Below are 17626 nucleotides of genomic sequence, written 5' to 3'. Positions count from 1 at the left end.
CGGATAAATTTGCATCAAAAGCGGTCAAAAGAGCACGTTATTTCTACAGTTCTCTGAATTTATCTGCGAAAAGAGCCACTTTTTCCCAATTGGTGTACTCCACCTCTTTGGTCGTATCAGTTTCGCCACCCGTCATCGACATAATGAACCTAATCATAGTTCTGTCGAACCAGCTGTAACGTGGGTAATAAAGTGCACCAGCAAAAACACCTATTAGCGTTGGTTTCCAAGGCGACTTAATTAGGAACTTGTGAATGTAGGCACTACCTTCAGGTGTATCCTTTCCTTGGTCCTCTTTACGAGCGGTTAGGTTTACGCAGAAAAATGCCACTTTATTTTGCTCCAATTGATTGAGGTTTCGCTCAATAAACTGGTATAGCTTTTTATTAAGATGGCCATAGCGAATAGAGGCGCCTATCAATACTCTGTCGTATTGGCTGAAGTCAATCGTCTCGACATTATGTAAATCCACCAGCTCACAATCGAAGTCTGGAAGTTGTTCATCTATATAGTGGAGAATTTTTTTAGTCTGCCCTTCGCGGGAAGAGTATAGAAATAATGCTTTTGCCACGATTTCCCCTTAGCTACGCCAAAACGTCGGCGTAAGTAGAATAAGTAAGGTAAAGATTTCCAAACGACCAAACAGCATAGAAACTATCAATACCCATTTTGCTTTGTCGTTAACATCACCAAAGTGCAGCGCTACTTCTCCCAAGCCAGGACCGAGGTTGTTCAGAGTCGCAGCCACCGCCGAGAACGCACTGAGCTCATCCATTCCTGTTGCAATCAACCCCAACATACAAACCACAAATACCAATGCGTATGCGGAGAAGAAACCCCAAACCGCATCGACAACACGTTGCGGTAGGGCACTGCCACCTACTTTGATGGTGTAAACCGCGCGTGGATGGACTAAACGTTTTAGTTCACGCGCACCTTGTAAGGTAAGAAGCAGGATACGGATCACTTTCATGCCGCCGCCTGTTGAACCAGCACAACCACCTATAAAGGAAGAGAACAATAACAGCACAGGTAAGAAGAGCGGCCAATCCGCAAAACCTGTTGTCGTAAAGCCCGCTGTTGTGGATATTGATACAGTTTGGAACAGAGCCTGATCGAAAGCATCGTATGTCGATGTGTAAGAGTGATGTTTCAGTAATAATAGAAAGCAAATGATAAATAGCAGCACTTGAATAAACAAGAAGGCGCGAAACTCAGGATCTTTCCAGTAATACTTGGGATGTACGCCACCTGATGCAAATGCAGCAAAGTGCAGTGTGTAATTACATGCAGATATAAGCAGAAAAACCACCGTAATCAGGTTAATCGCGTAACTATCAAAGTATCCGATGCTGGCATCGTGGGTAGAGAAGCCACCAATGGCAATGGTGGAAAAGCTGTGACTGATGGCATCAAATGGCGTCATACCAGCTAACCAAAAAGCCGAAGCACAGGCGATAGTCAGGCTCAAATAGATGTACCAAAGCGCCTTAGCAGTTTCTGCTATGCGCGGCGTCACTTTAGTATCCTTGACTGGACCTGGGATCTCGGCGCGGTAAAGCTGCATACCACCGATGCCAAGTACTGGCAAAATCGCCACCGCTAATACGATGATTCCCATACCGCCGAACCACTGCAGTAACTGTCGATAGAATAGAATCGCTTTAGGTAACTCATCCAAACCAACAATAACGGTCGCCCCGGTCGTCGTGAGAGCAGAAAACGATTCAAAAAACGCATCTGTCACTGAGACGTTCGGATTGTCAGCAATGAGAAAGGGGATCGAGCCTGCACTGCCAAGTACTGTCCAGAATAAGACGACAATAAGAAAGCCATCTCGAGCTTTAAGCTCGTGCTTATACCTGCGGTTTGGGTACCAACAAACGGCCCCACAAAACAGCAGAACAAAAAATGTCGTGACAAAAGGCACACCAGCACCATCTCGATAGATCAGCGCAACGAGTGCTGGCGCAAGCATAGTGACACTGAAGAGTGCGAGCAGTAGCCCGACGATTCGAATAATTGAACGAAATTGCATGGATAAATTGACTAGCGAAGCTGTCCCTGTTGCTTCCTGTTTTTCATTATTGTCCGTCTAGCGGAGTGACAATTGCCTTTGCCCCGCTTTTATTGATGATTGCTTGGGTAAACGCGCTCACTTCTCGAAGCTCAATTTCCACCACTAATACGACCTGATCGCTGTATTCAGCCTCGACTTCTATCGCACCAAATTGCGGCATGATTGATTGTGCGATAGGCATAAACCCATAGTCTAACGTTAGTCTGAGCTTTGTGGTTATTTTTTTCTCAATAGTTTGAAGCAGCTTGAGCGCTTGTTGAACCCCACCCCCATACGCTTTAACCAAGCCGCCTGTACCTAACTTGATTCCACCAGAGTATCGCGTGACCACAGCCGTGATCTCCCCCACCCCAGATCCAGACAGCTGCGCCAGGATTGGTTTGCCTGCCGTCCCTGAAGGTTCTCCATCATCACTAAAGCCCCACTTCATCGAATCTTCTGGTCGACCAGCAACAAAGCCCCAACAGTTATGTCTAGCATCAGCGTGTTTAGCTTTGATTTGATCAACAAATGCTTTTGCAGCTTCGATACTTGGCGTGTGTGCCAAATAAGTAATGAAGACGCTCTTTTTAATTTCTTCTTCAAATTGAGCGGGCTCTGCTGGAATCAGATAAGGCTTGTCATTCATAGGATTATGGATTCATGTCTATTTGCCTGAAGTCTATCACGAGTGTGATTTACCCGTCGCATAAGATCTGCCACAGCGCACAATGTTAAACACTTGTTTAAAAAATGTATTGAAATTAAACAATCCACGATCCAAACTAACCTTACTGGTCAAACCAGAACAAAAATAAAACGACTTCCTCGATACCTATTTGCCGAGGTACACGGCGTCGTTGAAATAGGTATACAGACAATCCACGATTGTATGTCATGGAGATAGACAATGATTTACCAAGCCGAAACCCTACAGGTAAAGGAAATACAAGATGGTATTGCAGAGCTAAGCTTCTGCTCTCCAAAATCCGTCAACAAACTCGACCTAGCGACATTAGAATCGCTAGATAAAGCTCTTGATGCGCTCATTGCCCATCAAGGCCTCAAGGGGTTGTTGCTCACTTCAGATAAAGACGCATTCATTGTAGGCGCAGACATTACCGAGTTTTTAGGTCTGTTTGCTAAAACGGATGCCGAGCTCGACCAATGGCTGCAATTTGCTAATAGCATCTTTAACAAATTAGAAGACTTACCCGTTCCGACCATCTCAGTGATCAAAGGCCACGCTCTTGGTGGCGGTTGTGAATGTGTGCTAGCAACAGACATGCGTATTGGTGACAAAACCACCAGCATCGGCCTACCAGAAACGAAACTGGGAATCATGCCTGGCTTTGGTGGTTGTGTACGCTTACCTCGCGTTATTGGCGCAGACAGCGCAATGGAAATCATCACCCAAGGTAAAGCATGCCGAGCTGATGAAGCATTGAAAATTGGCTTACTCGATGCAGTTGTAGAGACTGATGCTTTATACGAATCAGCACTACAAACTCTTGACTCTGCAATTAACGAGAAACTTGACTGGCAAGCACGCCGAGCACAGAAAACATCTCCGCTAACGCTGAGTAAGCTTGAATCAATGATGAGCTTCACCATGGCGAAGGGTCTGGTGGCACAAAAAGCAGGCCCTCACTACCCTGCCCCAATGACAGCCGTTATCACGATTGAAGAAGGTGCTCGCTTTGCACGTAATGAAGCGTTAGACATTGAACGTAAGCACTTCGTGAAATTGGCTAAATCGGAAGAAGCAAAATCACTCGTTGGCCTATTCCTTAATGATCAATACATCAAAGGCATTGCGAAAAAAGCAGCGAAGTCAGCAAGTAAAGACACGCAACGTGCAGCCGTGTTAGGTGCAGGTATCATGGGTGGCGGCATTGCTTACCAATCAGCGCTAAAAGGTGTGCCTGTCTTAATGAAAGACATCGCGCAAGCGTCGCTCGACCTAGGCATGACTGAAGCATCTAAGCTGCTGAATAAACGCTTATCTCGCGGTCGCATTGATGGCTTTAAGATGGCGGGTATTTTAGCGTCAATCACACCGAGCCTACATTACGCAGGTATTGAAAACTCTGATGTGATTGTTGAAGCTGTCGTTGAAAACCCGAAAGTAAAAGCAGCAGTTTTAAGTGAAGTTGAATCCCATGTCGGTGACGACACCGTTATCACCTCAAACACCTCGACGATTCCTATCAACCTATTGGCAAAATCACTAAAACGCCCAGAAAACTTCTGTGGTATGCACTTCTTCAACCCAGTGCATCGTATGCCTCTTGTTGAGATCATCCGTGGTGAGCACACCTCTGATGAAACCATCAACCGTGTTGTGGCGTATGCTGCGAAAATGGGCAAATCACCAATTGTCGTTAATGACTGCCCAGGGTTCTTCGTTAACCGCGTATTGTTCCCATACTTTGGCGGTTTCAGCATGCTACTTCGTGATGGTGCTGACTTTACGAAAATCGACAAAGTCATGGAGCGTAAGTTTGGCTGGCCGATGGGACCGGCGTACTTGCTTGACGTAGTCGGCATTGATACCGCGCACCACGCACAAGCTGTGATGGCTGACGGTTTCCCTGAGCGTATGGGTAAACAAGGTCGTGATGCGATTGATGCACTGTTCGAAGCAGACAAATATGGTCAGAAAAATGGTAATGGCTTCTACAGCTACACCATAGATAAAAAAGGTAAGCCGAAGAAAACCTTCTCCGAAGCGATCTTACCGGTACTTGCTGACGTTTGTGCCGATAAGCAGGACTTTGACGATCAGACCATCATTCAACGTATGATGATTCCAATGATTAACGAAGTGGTGCTGTGCCTACAAGAAGGCATCATCGCGACTCCGCAGGAAGCAGATATGGCATTGGTTTATGGTCTTGGTTTCCCTCCATTCCGCGGTGGCGTATTCCGCTATCTAGACAGCGTGGGTATTGCTGAATACGTTGAAATGGCAAAACAACACGCCGAGCTAGGTGCGATGTACCAAGTACCGCAAATGCTGATTGATATGGCGGCGAAAGGTGAAAGCTTTTACGGTGCACAACAGCAAGGTTCTATCTAAGGAGGGATTCTAAAATGACTAATCAAACAAGAAATGTTGTCGTAGTCGATTGTCTACGTACTCCAATGGGTCGCTCTAAAGGTGGTGCTTTCCGTCATACACGAGCAGAAGATCTATCTGCGCGCCTAATGAAAGGCATTCTTGCGCGTAACCCACAAGTGAACCCAAGCGAGATTGAAGACATCTACTGGGGCTGTGTACAGCAAACACTAGAGCAAGGCTTTAACGTTGCACGTAATGCGGCGCTGCTTGCTGGTCTGCCGATTGAAATTGGCGCCGTGACGGTGAACCGCTTGTGTGGCTCATCAATGCAAGCGCTTCACGACGGTACACGTGCCATCATGACTGGCGATGCTGAAATCTGCCTAATTGGTGGTGTTGAGCACATGGGGCATGTGCCAATGAACCACGGTGTAGACTTTCACCCAGGTATGTCAAAGAACGTAGCAAAAGCTGCGGGCATGATGGGCTTAACGGCTGAAATGCTTGGTAAATTACATGGTATTAGCCGTGAGCAACAAGACGAGTTTGCCGCTCGCTCTCACGCTCGTGCGCACGCAGCAACCGTAGAGGGTCGTTTTAAAAACGAAATTCTACCAATTGAAGGCCACGCAGCAGACGGCACACTGTTCACTCTGGATTACGACGAAGTGATTCGCCCTGAAACATCCGTTGAAGGTCTATCTCAACTTCGCCCAGTGTTCGACCCTGCAAACGGTACAGTAACAGCCGGTACATCATCGGCTCTGTCCGATGGTGCATCAGCGATATTGATCATGAGTGAAGAGAAAGCTAATGAACTTGGCTTGAAGATTCGTGCACGTATTAAAGGCATGGCCATTGCGGGCTGCGATCCTTCTATTATGGGTTACGGTCCTGTACCTGCGACGAAAAAAGCGCTCAAGCGTGCCGGTCTTTCAATTGAAGACATGGATGTGGTTGAGCTAAACGAAGCATTTGCCGCGCAGTCTCTGCCGTGTGCTAAAGACTTAGGCCTGCTTGATGTTATGGATGAGAAGGTCAACCTTAACGGTGGTGCGATAGCATTGGGTCATCCACTAGGCTGTTCTGGTTCACGTATCTCAACAACGTTGATCAACCTAATGGAAGCGAAAGACGCGAAATACGGTCTGGCCACCATGTGTATCGGTTTGGGTCAGGGCATTGCGACAGTATTTGAACGACCATAACAGTTCAAGACGTTGTTGCAGTGATCGAGCCAACAATCATAAGCAAATGAACTAGTACTAAAATTTTTAGTATTACACTTAAGGGCGACAATTGATGTCGCCCTTTTTGTTTTACATCAAACATGCATGAAAAGCATACATTAAATGCTCAAGTTTCATTTTATTCATAGACAAAGAAGACATACACTTAGACCAGTTGATATCTTGCTGCATGTGACCCAGAGTCATGCTACCGCACAATCGGAGAACCTTATGTTTAATGCTCTAGTTCTAAATCAAGAAGACAAACGTACTATCGCTAACATCGAGCAAATCGATGAAACACAACTGCCTGAAGGCGACGTTCTGATTGACGTTGATTACTCATCGTTAAACTACAAAGACGGCCTTGCGATCACAGGTAAAGGTAAAATCATCCGTAACTTCCCGATGGTGCCAGGTATTGACTTAGCAGGTACGGTAGTAAGCTCAGAAGACGACCGCTACCAAGCTGGTGACAAAGTTGTCCTTACTGGCTGGGGCGTGGGTGAAAACCACTGGGGTGGTATGTCTCAGCGTGCTCGTCTAAAAGCAGATTGGCTAGTACCACTACCAAAAGGTCTAGACAGCAAGAAAGCAATGATGGTTGGTACTGCTGGTTTCACAGGCATGCTATGTGTTCAAGCACTGCTTGATGCAGGCATCAAACCTGAAAATGGTGAAATCCTTGTAACTGGCGCAAGTGGCGGTGTAGGCTCAGTCGCAGTAACGCTTCTAGCACAGCTTGGCTACAAAGTTGCTGCAGTGACAGGTCGTGTAGAAAAAAATGGCCCGCTACTTGAAAAACTAGGTGCTAGCCGCATCATCGACCGTACTGAATTTGAAGAACCAGCACGTCCACTTGAAAAGCAAGTATGGGCAGGTGCGGTTGATACTGTAGGCAGCAAAGTACTAGCAAAAGTATTGGCGCAAATGGATTACAACAGTGCAGTTGCAGCTTGTGGTCTTGCAGGTGGTTTTGATCTACCAACCACAGTGATGCCGTTCATCCTACGTAATGTTCGCCTACAAGGTGTGGACTCAGTAATGTGCCCAACAGAGAAACGTATCGCTGCATGGGAAAAGCTGGTCGAGCTACTACCAGACAGCTACTTCGAGCAAGCGTGTACTGAAGTTGCTCTTGCTGAAGCACCGAAATATGCAGAAGACATCACCAACGGTCAAGTAACGGGTCGTGTGGTTATCAAGCTATAAACACTGACTCAGTGTAAACAGACGAAGAGCCGGCATTGCTGGCTCTTTTTTGTTAGCAGTTCAGTCCCATATCTTCGATACGTTTAGCTATCAGACGGCTACACTCTTCACGCACAATCGTTCTTAACCATTCTTGAGCAGGAGAATGCTCGCAACGCGCATGCCAAATCATCGAGTATTCAAACGGCGTGAATTGGAATGGTAACGGTTTCACCACCAAGTCATAACGCTCGGCAACCAGATACGCCAAGTCCGCTGGCACTGTGATGATAATTGGCAAGGTATCCATGATCGCCAATGCGGCTTCTAAATGATAAGCCCGCAGAACCATTTTACGCTTAGGTTTCTCCATCAAAGCTTGTTCGATCAGTGCCTTAACACCATCACTGATGGCGATCATGGCATGTGGATGACTCAGATAATCATCCAAGCTCATTTCTTTATCCGCTAATGGATGCTGTTTTGAAAGCATACACAGCACCCCCACTCGCCCCAACACTTCACTGCGTAGAGGCTCCACCGGGCCTGTCGGGCGACAAATCGCTAAGTCTGCACCTTCATAAGTGAGCTGATCTGATAAACGGTCGTGTTGCAGTGGTAAGAAGTTGAAAGACACGTTTGGCGCTTCTTGGTAAATTCTCGGCAAAGCGAACGGTAAGATCGTTTGCATGGCATAGTCGGTGGTCACGATGTTGAAAGTCTGCACGCATTGCAATGGGTCAAACTCAACCGGAGATAACAACTGACGTAAAGACTCTAATGGTTCGCCCAATGAGCGATCGATCTCTAACGCTTTCTGAGTTGGGATCAAATGCTGTCCCTGACGAGTAAACAGCGGGTCTCCCAACAAGTCACGTAGACGACCAAGCACACGACTCATTGCCGATTGACTCAAGTTCAGACGTGTTGCCGCCTTACTGACACTGTTTTCTTCTATCAGTACTCGCAACGCAACCAGTAAATTTAAATCTCGGCGATAGATATCTTCCAGTTCCACGAATTAGCCACTTATTTTGTATGTGTTTGGGTAAATTGTACTCTTTAGGCAAAAAAAATCCCGCCTTTCAGCGGGGAAGCCCAAGAAAAATGGGGATAGTGTCGGAATGAAGTGTCGGTAAAAATAGGTGAGCGTTATTAAAAGCATTCTGATCCAAGCAAGAAGCGCTAATTTTCTGGCTCAGATGCGCCAGACCATCTGCGCATCTCGATCCAAATCCCAATAATAGTGGCAACCATGCCTACAAGAGGCGTCAAAGAGGTGTCAGCTGGCGTCCTGAGTAGCAATGCACAAAACGAGATAAAACACAGCACTGAGTAAATCGTAAGTCTGTCTAACGCTGTTAACATTGCCTCTCCCTTGCCAGTTGTTACCAAATTGTTAATTTAAGGTAAAACAAAAAATTCGGTTTGCCAAGTGGTTATTGAATATTTTTTCAACGAAAGTAAAATTCAACGCTCAGTTAGTTACGAGAATCACACTATGAGCTTTAATCCTGAACTGGCAAACAAGACATTAGAGGCGGAAGGACTGCGCTGCCCAGAGCCAGTGATGATGGTCAGGAAGACAATTCGCAACATGCAAGATGGTGAGATTTTGCTGGTCAAAGCAGACGATCCATCCACGACTCGAGACATTCCGAGTTTCTGCCGCTTTATGGACCACCAATTAGTTGCGGCGCAAACGGAGCAAGTTCCGTATCAGTACCTGATCAAGAAAGGATTGGAATAATCTGGTCGAACTAAAAACGGCAGCCAATATTGGCTGCCGTTTGTTTATTCGTCGTATTCGAGTGTGCGAACTTCTGATTGGAGCTTGTTAAGTTGTTTCTTCATTGCCCGCATCTCTTCATGCATAGGAATGATGTGAGCGACACGAATCCACGCTTCTACTGTCAATCCAGTAAGAACGAACGATCCTGCTACAATCGGTAACCACATATCAGTTAGCACCATCGCTAGTAAACACAGCGCTAAACCAAAAGTGAATAAATAACTCTGACTCTTCGGGGACATCCCCATGTAACGTGTAAGCATAAACTTGCCCTCTCGCTATCATTCACACCATTAAACTACCATGACAAGTATGACACTTATATGTCATCCGTCACGCAACGGAACGATTTTGAGTCAGAGTTTGAACTCGCGCAGCACGCCACTAATGATTGATAACTCACATCATTTCACGTGTAAAAAATCAGAACAGTGCAGCCCCTATTGCCAGAGCAATAAACAAAAATGCGGTGATTTTACGGATTAGTCCTAAAGGCATCTTGTCGGCCGACAATTTACCAATCAGGACCACAGGTACATTCGCCAGCAGCATACCGATTGTGGTACCGATAATCACCAAACTTAACGCATCCGCGTATTGTGCCCCTAAGATGGAAGTGGCGATCTGAGTTTTATCGCCTATCTCCGCAACGAAGAACGCGATAAAGCTGGCAATAAATGGGCCTCGATTAGAAATCTGCTCGTCATCATCCAGTTTGTCCGGGATCAGAACCCAAGCCGCCATCGCGACAAAACTGACCACCAGCACCCACTTTAAAATCTCAGGTGATAGATAGTCTGCGACAACCACACCTAACCATGCAGCCAAAGCGTGGTTGGCAATAGTTGCCAAAAAGATTGCTGCAATAATTGGGATTGGTTTTCGGTAACGACTTGCAAGTAATAGAGATAGCAATTGGGTCTTATCGCCAATTTCTGCTAACGCTACAGTAGTAATTGAAATAGCTAAAACGCTCACGACATGCTCATTGGGGCAGGGATTATTATTTTTAACCGAAGACAAACCTCACGCCCCTACCCCGGTTCGTGATGATTTGTCTAAGGTCTTGCTAAACTTGAAAGGCTTCAAGTCTCGAACGCCATGGTGATTTTGCACCAATTATGTTGACGGACGAACCAGATGAAACAGAAACTTCATCAGGTAAGCTACTCCCCAAAGACAGGCGCAATTCTAGCCACCTTTGTTGCGCTTCTCAAGAGCCAAAGCAGGCAAAAACTCCCTTTAAGGAAAAATACAGCAGATAACGCGGTAAAAATTCATTAAAGGAGAAAATCGCCCACGAATTAATCAAGATTAGCTCTACTCCCATGCTCAATATCTGGTTATACTAGATTGTTAATTTATTCAACCGTAATTACTCTTTATCGCCGTTGTTAGAGTTGAAAAACTCGGCATAGATGACGAATTAACGAGTAACAAGAGAATCGCGCGAACCTGACTTATGCAAAAATACGATATCAAAACCTTCCAGGGAATGATCCTCGCGCTGCAGGATTATTGGGCTCAAAATGGTTGTACCATTGTTCAACCGCTAGATATGGAAGTGGGTGCGGGTACCTCTCACCCAATGACCTGTCTACGAGCGCTTGGCCCAGAGCCAATGTCGACAGCTTACGTACAACCTTCACGTCGTCCTACTGATGGCCGTTACGGTGAAAACCCTAACCGTCTTCAGCACTACTACCAATTCCAAGTAGCGCTAAAACCATCGCCTGACAATATTCAAGAGTTGTACCTTGGCTCCCTTGAAGTTCTTGGTATTGACCCTCTTGTACACGACATCCGTTTCGTAGAAGACAACTGGGAAAACCCAACACTAGGCGCATGGGGTCTGGGCTGGGAAGTTTGGCTAAACGGCATGGAAGTGACCCAGTTTACTTACTTCCAGCAAGTTGGTGGTCTTGAGTGTAAGCCAGTAACTGGTGAGATCACTTACGGTATCGAACGTCTAGCAATGTACATCCAAGAAGTAGACTCTGTTTACGACCTCGTTTGGAACATCGCACCAGATGGCAGCAAAGTGACTTACGGTGATATCTTCCACCAAAATGAAGTAGAGCAATCGACTTACAACTTCGAGCACGCAGACGTTGAATTCCTATTTGGTTTCTTCGAACAGTGCGAGAAAGAGTGTAAAGAGCTGCTTGAGCTTGAAAAGCCACTGCCACTACCTGCTTACGAGCGCATTCTAAAAGCCGGTCACGCATTCAACCTACTAGACGCACGTAAAGCGATCTCAGTAACTGAACGCCAACGTTACATCCTACGCATCCGCAACCTGACTAAAGCAGTTGCAGAAGCATACTACGCATCGCGTGAAGCTCTAGGCTTCCCAATGTGTAAGAAAGAACAAGCGTAAGGGGTAGAGTAACATGGCAAAAGAATTTCTAATCGAGCTAGGTACAGAAGAGCTACCACCAACGCAACTTCGCACTCTAGCTGAAGCATTCGCAGCAAACTTCGAAGCAGAACTAAAAGGCGCTGAGCTTGCTCACGAAGGCGTGAAATGGTTCGCGGCACCTCGTCGTCTTGCTCTAAAAGTAGCAGCACTAGCAGACAGCCAGTCTGACAAAGTTGTTGAAAAACGTGGTCCTGCGGTTTCTGCAGCGTTTGACGCGGAAGGCAACCCAACAAAAGCGGCTCAAGGCTGGGCACGCGGTTGTGGCATCACGGTTGACCAAGCAGAACGCATGGTTACAGACAAAGGCGAATGGCTACTGTTCAAACAAGAAGTGAAAGGTCAGCCAACGTCTGAGATCGTAGTTGAACTTGCAGCGAAAGCACTAGCAAACCTACCTATCGCAAAACCAATGCGCTGGGGTAACAAAACAACTCAGTTCATCCGTCCAGTTAAGACGCTAACCATGCTAATGGGCAGCGACCTAATCGAAGGCGAGATCCTTGGTGTCGCTTCAGACCGCACTATCCGTGGTCACCGCTTCATGGGTGAGCAAGAGTTCACTATCGATTCTGCTGAGCAATACCCTGCGATTCTAGAAGAGCGCGGTAAAGTAATGGCAGATTACGAAGCGCGTAAAGCAATCATCCTAGCTGACGCACAAAAAGCGGCAGCAGCGGTTGGCGGTATCGCTGACCTAGAAGATGACCTAGTAGAAGAAGTAACGTCTCTGGTTGAATGGCCAGTGGTACTAACAGCGAAGTTTGAAGAAGAGTTCCTAAAAGTGCCTTCTGAAGCGTTGGTATACACCATGAAAGGTGACCAAAAATACTTCCCTGTTTACGACGAAAACAAGAAGCTACTACCTAACTTCATCTTCGTATCGAACATCGAATCAAAAGAGCCTCGTTACGTAATCGAAGGTAACGAGAAAGTAGTTCGCCCTCGTCTTGCTGACGCAGAGTTCTTCTTCAACACAGACCGTAAGCGTCCGCTTATCGACCGTCTACCTGAACTAGAGCAAGCGATCTTCCAAAAGCAACTGGGTACGATCAAAGACAAAACAGACCGCATCACAGAACTTGCTGGCTACATTGCTGAGCAAATCGGTGCTGACGTTGAGAAATCAAAGCGTGCTGGTCTACTAGCAAAATGTGACCTAATGACCTCAATGGTATTCGAATTCACGGATACTCAAGGTGTTATGGGTATGCACTATGCTCGCCACGACGGTGAAGCAGAAGAAGTTGCAGTAGCACTGAACGAGCAATACATGCCTCGTTTCGCAGGTGATGAACTACCATCTAACGGCGTTTCAACTGCAGTTGCAATGGCAGACAAGCTAGACACTATCGTAGGTATCTTCGGTATTGGTCAAGCGCCTAAAGGCAGCGACCCATTCGCACTACGCCGCGCATCTCTAGGTGTACTACGTATCATCGTTGAATACGGCTACAACCTAGATCTTGTTGACCTAGTAGCGAAAGCGAAGTCACTGTTTGGCGATCGCCTAACCAACGACAACGTTGAGCAAGACGTTATCGAGTTCATGCTTGGTCGTTTCCGTGCTTGGTACCAAGACGAAGGCTTCAGCGTAGACATCATTCAAGCGGTTCTAGCTCGTCGTCCGACGAAACCAGCAGACTTCGACCAACGAGTTAAAGCGGTTTCTCACTTCCGTGAACTAGAAGCAGCAGAGTCTCTAGCAGCAGCGAACAAACGTGTAGGTAATATCCTAGCGAAATTCGACGGCGAACTAGCAGCAGACATCGACCTAGCACTTCTACAAGAAGACGCAGAGAAAGCACTAGCAGAAAGCGTTGAAGTAATGACTGAAGCGCTAGAGCCAGCATTTGCTACAGGTAACTACCAAGAAGCCCTAAGCAAGCTAGCTGACCTACGTGAACCAGTTGATGCGTTCTTTGATAACGTAATGGTAATGGCAGACGACGAAGCACTTAAGAAGAACCGTCTGACACTACTGAACAACCTGCGTAACCTGTTCCTACAGATCGCAGACATTTCTTTGCTTCAAAAGTAATTCATTACTCTTCGAAGTGATTAAGAAATAAGTAAAAGGGAAGCAGATGCTTCCCTTTTTTGTTGCCTTCAAACCGATGAAGGTGACGCTTATTATTCATTTTGTGAACAAGACTAAAATTTGTAGGGTGAGACGCGTTTAACTTGTTGGTATAGAGCTCGGATTGTAGAGGCACAGTTTTGCTATAACTGGACTGTTTATTCGGGGGAAGGACACAATGAAAAAAACAATTCTCGCACTCTCTATTGGTCTACTGAGCGCCTGCAGCCAGATTCCAGAAAATGCCATCGTATTAAGCGTTGGTGATGATACCGCTGTTTTTGAGGAAAACTCACAGGGCTTACTTGTCGCCGAGCAAAAACTCGAAAAAGGCAGCTACACCTTTACCATTGCCGACAGTAATCAAAGCTGTGGCAGTAGCTTTGCCCTAGCAGAAGAAGATCGCATCAAGTTCAATCGTCCATTAAAAATGGATAACTGCGCCACTGATGCACAAATGCCGCTGCGCATCTTCAAAGCCAATACCTATCAATTTACGCTCAATCCAACCACCAACGAGCTGACGGTAAAAATCAAACCAAAACAGACTCAGGACATCACCTACTCTTGCCCTGTCGCAACTGACACGCCAAAAACCATCAATGTTGCTCAAACCTTTAATGATGGCACTGTCGTTCGTGACGCCTTAACCGGACAAGAAGCCACAGTCGCCAATGGCAGCGTCACCATGCAGCCGGGTCCTATGAGCCAAGGTCTATTGCTGCTAGAAGAAGTCGATCAGCAAGCCGACAAACCGTTCAGCTGGGATAACGCAACAGTGTACTTCGTCATGACTGACCGCTTCTACAATGGCAACCCTGACAACGACAACAGCTACGGTCGCAGTAAAGACGGAAAATATGAGATTGGTACCTTCCACGGTGGTGACTTAGCGGGTCTAACGAAAAAACTCGATTACATCGAATCACTTGGTGTGAATGCTATCTGGATAACCTCACCACTGGAACAAATCCACGGCTGGGTTGGCGGCGGCGATAAAGGCGACTTTAAGCACTACGGCTACCACGGCTACTATCACCAAGATTGGACCAAGCTTGATGCCAACATGGGTACCGAAGATGAACTCAGAACCTTCGTCGATACCGCCCACAAGAAAGGTATCCGCGTGATTTGGGATGTAGTCATGAACCACACAGGTTATGCGACATTAGCAGACATGCAGGAATTCGGCTTTGGTCAGCTTTACCTTGATGACCAAGAAGCCAAACAAGTCCTTGGTGAAAAATGGACCGACTGGCAGCCAAAATTAGGACAAAGCTGGCACAGCTTCAACGACTACATCAAATACGGTGATAGCGAAGCGTGGGATAAATGGTGGGGCAAAGATTGGATCCGCACCGACATTGGTGACTACGATGCTCCGGGCTACAACGATATCACCATGTCTTTGAACTACCTACCGGATCTCAAAACCGAATCGACTAAGAAAACCGGATTACCAAACTTCTTCCGCAATAAAGACACCAATGCGCAAGATGAGCTGCAAACCCCACGTGAACACCTGATTACCTGGTTATCCGATTGGGTACGTGACTACGGCATTGACGGCTTCCGTGTCGACACGGCCAAACACGTTGAAATGGAAGCGTGGGCAGAGTTGAAAGCCAGCACCACTCAAGCGCTTGCCCAGTGGAAGCAAAACAATCCAGACAAAGCACTAGATGACCTGCCATTTTGGATGACAGGTGAAGTGTGGGCACACAGCGTAGTGAAGAGCCCGTATTTCGATAACGGCTTCGATTCCATCATCAACTTCGAGTTCCAATCTGATGTGGCACCAAAAGCGCTGAAGTGTTTCGCTCAACTTGATAATGATTACCGCCGCTATGCAGAGCGCATCAATACCGATCCTGAGTTCAATGTGTTGAGCTACCTGTCTTCACACGATACACAACTGTTTTGGTCAGCTCGCAGCCGCAGCTTTGATGACCAAGCACGTGCGGCAAATGCTCTGATGCTGGCTCCGGGTGCAGTACAGATCTATTACGGTGATGAGATAGCTCGTGATTTTGGCATTACTGGTTCAGACGCCCACCAAGGCACACGCTCAGATATGCCATGGGATAAGATTCATGGCGAGCGTGAAGATCTGCTGCAACATTGGCAAAAATTGGGTGAATTCCGTAAACGCCACCCAGCGGTTGCTCAAGGTAAGCACATCACTCGCAATCAAGAAGGTTACTACGCGTTCGAACGCCAATACCAAGACGACAAGGTACTGATTGTTTACACCGGTGAGTAAATCACACTCTCTCCACCAGCAAGGGAAGCATAAGCTTCCCTTTTTTATTGTTCTTTTTGCCATTTAGTCTCGTCCCTCTGGTCTGATGACGCACTTTTTTCTTTTTCGGCTTAATTCACACTTTGCGTTAATTACACATTGAGGTAAGGTCAAGGATTACTCGATAAGCCGATAAAACATCGGCATAAACATACACAAAGCAATCACAATGAATTAGGTATAAGTCAGCATGCAGTTCTCAAAGTTTGGTGAAAAATTTAATCAGTATTCAGGTATTACGCAGTTAATGGACGATTTGAATGATGGTCTGCGCACACCAGGTGCCATCATGCTCGGTGGAGGTAATCCTGCCGCCATTCCTGCCATGCTCGATTACTTTCACCAAGCCAGTGAGGAAATGCTCGCCAGTGGGGAGCTCGTCGCCGCCCTCGCCAACTACGATGGCCCGCAGGGTAAAGACGCGTTCGTCAAAGCGCTAGCTCAGTTATTCCGTGAAACTTACGGCTGGGATATTTCCGAAAAGAACATCAGCCTAACTAACGGCAGCCAAAGTGGCTTCTTCTACTTGTTCAACTTGTTGGCAGGTAAACAGCCAGATGGTTCGCATAAGAAAGTGCTACTACCTATCGCACCTGAGTACATCGGTTATGGTGATGCAGGCATTGATGAAGATATCTTTATCTCTTACCACCCAGAAATCGAGCTGTTAGATAACGGTCTGTTTAAATACCACGTCGATTTTGAGCAACTAACCGTCGACGACTCTGTTGCGGCAATCTGCGCGTCTCGTCCAACCAACCCAACGGGTAATGTACTGACAGACGAAGAAGTACGTAAACTGGACAAGCTAGCATGTGAGAACAACATCCCGCTGATCATCGATAACGCCTACGGTCTACCTTTCCCGAACATCATCTTTGAAGATGTCGAACCGTTCTGGAATGAAAACACCATCCTATGCATGAGCCTATCTAAACTTGGCTTGCCAGGTGTGCGTTGTGGCATTGTGATTGCGAGTGAAGAAATCACTCAAGCGTTAACCAATATGAACGGCATCATCAGCCTAGCGCCGGGCAGTGTTGGTCCAGCGCTGGCAAACCATATAATTGGCAAAGGCGATCTGCTTAAACTGAGTTCAGAGGTGATTAAGCCGTTCTACAAGCAAAAATCACAACGTGCGGTTGAACTGCTCCAACAAGCAATTACCGATGAGCGATTCCGCATCCACAAGCCGGAAGGCGCTATCTTCTTGTGGTTATGGTTTGATGAACTGCCAATCACAACAATGGAACTGTACCAACGCTTGAAAGCGCGTGGCGTATTGATTGTCCCTGGTGAATATTTCTTTATTGGTCAGCAAGACGAGTGGGATCACGCGCACCAATGCCTGCGTATGAACTACGTTCAAGATGATGAAATGATGCAAAAAGGCATTGCGATTATCGCTGAAGAAGTGGAAAAGGCTTACCGCGAAGGTAAATAGATGGATTGAACTCAGCCGTTCTTCTCTTTGAAATTACGGCTTTAAA

General features: G+C 46.6%; 15 protein-coding genes. 8 read left to right on the top strand and 7 right to left on the bottom strand.

The window, feature by feature from the left end:
• Window positions 1-43: 43 nt before the first annotated feature.
• The 3 genes from hemG to R8N47_RS19000 are packed head-to-tail and all read right to left on the bottom strand — an operon-like array spanning window position 44 to window position 2708.
• The gene (gene hemG / locus R8N47_RS19010) at window positions 44-571 is read right to left on the bottom strand and encodes a menaquinone-dependent protoporphyrinogen IX dehydrogenase (protein WP_054577148.1); all 528 of its coding nucleotides are present in this window, start codon (window positions 569-571) and stop codon (window positions 44-46) included.
• Window positions 572-580: 9 nt separating this feature from the next.
• Window positions 581-2038, bottom strand: a complete 1458-nt coding sequence (locus R8N47_RS19005) for a TrkH family potassium uptake protein (RefSeq protein WP_005378893.1) — start codon at window positions 2036-2038, stop codon at window positions 581-583.
• A 46-nt stretch (window positions 2039-2084) separates the two neighbouring features.
• The gene (locus tag R8N47_RS19000) at window positions 2085-2708 is read right to left on the bottom strand and encodes a YigZ family protein (protein ID WP_005378891.1); all 624 of its coding nucleotides are present in this window, start codon (window positions 2706-2708) and stop codon (window positions 2085-2087) included.
• A gap of 261 nt (window positions 2709-2969) precedes the next feature.
• Here R8N47_RS19000 and fadB point away from each other — a divergent pair, with 261 nt between their 5' ends.
• The 3 genes from fadB (at window position 2970) to R8N47_RS18985 (ending at window position 7564) form a co-directional block, all read left to right on the top strand.
• Window positions 2970-5141, top strand: coding sequence for a fatty acid oxidation complex subunit alpha FadB (gene fadB, locus R8N47_RS18995; protein ID WP_064353498.1), 2172 nt, complete (start codon window positions 2970-2972; stop codon window positions 5139-5141).
• Between the two features lie 14 nt (window positions 5142-5155).
• The gene (gene fadA, locus R8N47_RS18990; RefSeq protein ID WP_064353497.1) at window positions 5156-6331 is read left to right on the top strand and encodes an acetyl-CoA C-acyltransferase FadA; all 1176 of its coding nucleotides are present in this window, start codon (window positions 5156-5158) and stop codon (window positions 6329-6331) included.
• A 252-nt stretch (window positions 6332-6583) separates the two neighbouring features.
• Window positions 6584-7564: an MDR family oxidoreductase gene (locus tag R8N47_RS18985; protein ID WP_005378882.1), complete on the top strand. Its 981-nt coding sequence runs from the start codon at window positions 6584-6586 to the stop codon at window positions 7562-7564.
• A gap of 52 nt (window positions 7565-7616) precedes the next feature.
• Here R8N47_RS18985 and R8N47_RS18980 read toward each other — a convergent pair whose 3' ends face one another.
• Together R8N47_RS18980 and R8N47_RS18975 are read right to left on the bottom strand one after the other, a co-directional pair.
• Window positions 7617-8561 (bottom strand): LysR family transcriptional regulator, encoded by a 945-nt coding sequence (locus R8N47_RS18980; RefSeq protein WP_005378881.1) that lies wholly within the window; start codon window positions 8559-8561, stop codon window positions 7617-7619.
• Between the two features lie 167 nt (window positions 8562-8728).
• The gene (locus R8N47_RS18975) at window positions 8729-8911 is read right to left on the bottom strand and encodes a hypothetical protein (RefSeq protein ID WP_064353496.1); all 183 of its coding nucleotides are present in this window, start codon (window positions 8909-8911) and stop codon (window positions 8729-8731) included.
• 133 nt (window positions 8912-9044) lie between these two features.
• Here R8N47_RS18975 and tusA point away from each other — a divergent pair, with 133 nt between their 5' ends.
• The gene (gene tusA / locus R8N47_RS18970; protein WP_005378879.1) at window positions 9045-9293 is read left to right on the top strand and encodes a sulfurtransferase TusA; all 249 of its coding nucleotides are present in this window, start codon (window positions 9045-9047) and stop codon (window positions 9291-9293) included.
• 44 nt (window positions 9294-9337) lie between these two features.
• Here tusA and R8N47_RS18965 read toward each other — a convergent pair whose 3' ends face one another.
• Window positions 9338-9598 carry a hypothetical protein gene (locus tag R8N47_RS18965; protein ID WP_005378878.1) on the bottom strand — a complete coding sequence of 87 codons (261 nt, stop codon included), beginning with the start codon at window positions 9596-9598 and terminating at the stop codon, window positions 9338-9340.
• Window positions 9599-9758: 160 nt separating this feature from the next.
• Window positions 9759-10313 carry a TMEM165/GDT1 family protein gene (locus R8N47_RS18960; RefSeq protein WP_005378877.1) on the bottom strand — a complete coding sequence of 185 codons (555 nt, stop codon included), beginning with the start codon at window positions 10311-10313 and terminating at the stop codon, window positions 9759-9761.
• A 484-nt stretch (window positions 10314-10797) separates the two neighbouring features.
• Between R8N47_RS18960 and glyQ the strand changes: the two genes are divergently transcribed.
• From glyQ to R8N47_RS18940, 4 genes are all read left to right on the top strand, one after another.
• Window positions 10798-11715 carry a glycine--tRNA ligase subunit alpha gene (glyQ, locus tag R8N47_RS18955; protein WP_005383818.1) on the top strand — a complete coding sequence of 306 codons (918 nt, stop codon included), beginning with the start codon at window positions 10798-10800 and terminating at the stop codon, window positions 11713-11715.
• A gap of 13 nt (window positions 11716-11728) precedes the next feature.
• A complete protein-coding gene (glyS, locus tag R8N47_RS18950) occupies window positions 11729-13795 on the top strand; it encodes a glycine--tRNA ligase subunit beta (RefSeq protein WP_005378875.1) in 2067 nt (688 codons plus the stop codon).
• Between the two features lie 217 nt (window positions 13796-14012).
• Entirely contained in the window at window positions 14013-16097 is a 2085-nt protein-coding gene (locus R8N47_RS18945) for an alpha-amylase (RefSeq protein ID WP_064353495.1), read from the top strand.
• A 229-nt stretch (window positions 16098-16326) separates the two neighbouring features.
• A complete protein-coding gene (locus tag R8N47_RS18940; protein WP_064353494.1) occupies window positions 16327-17580 on the top strand; it encodes a valine--pyruvate transaminase in 1254 nt (417 codons plus the stop codon).
• The last annotated feature ends 46 nt before the right edge of the window (window positions 17581-17626 follow it).

This window comes from Vibrio sp. 2132-1, from assembly GCF_033344315.1.
Note: the sequence above shows the minus strand (reverse complement) of the source record. Positions and strands in the feature narration are given on the sequence as shown.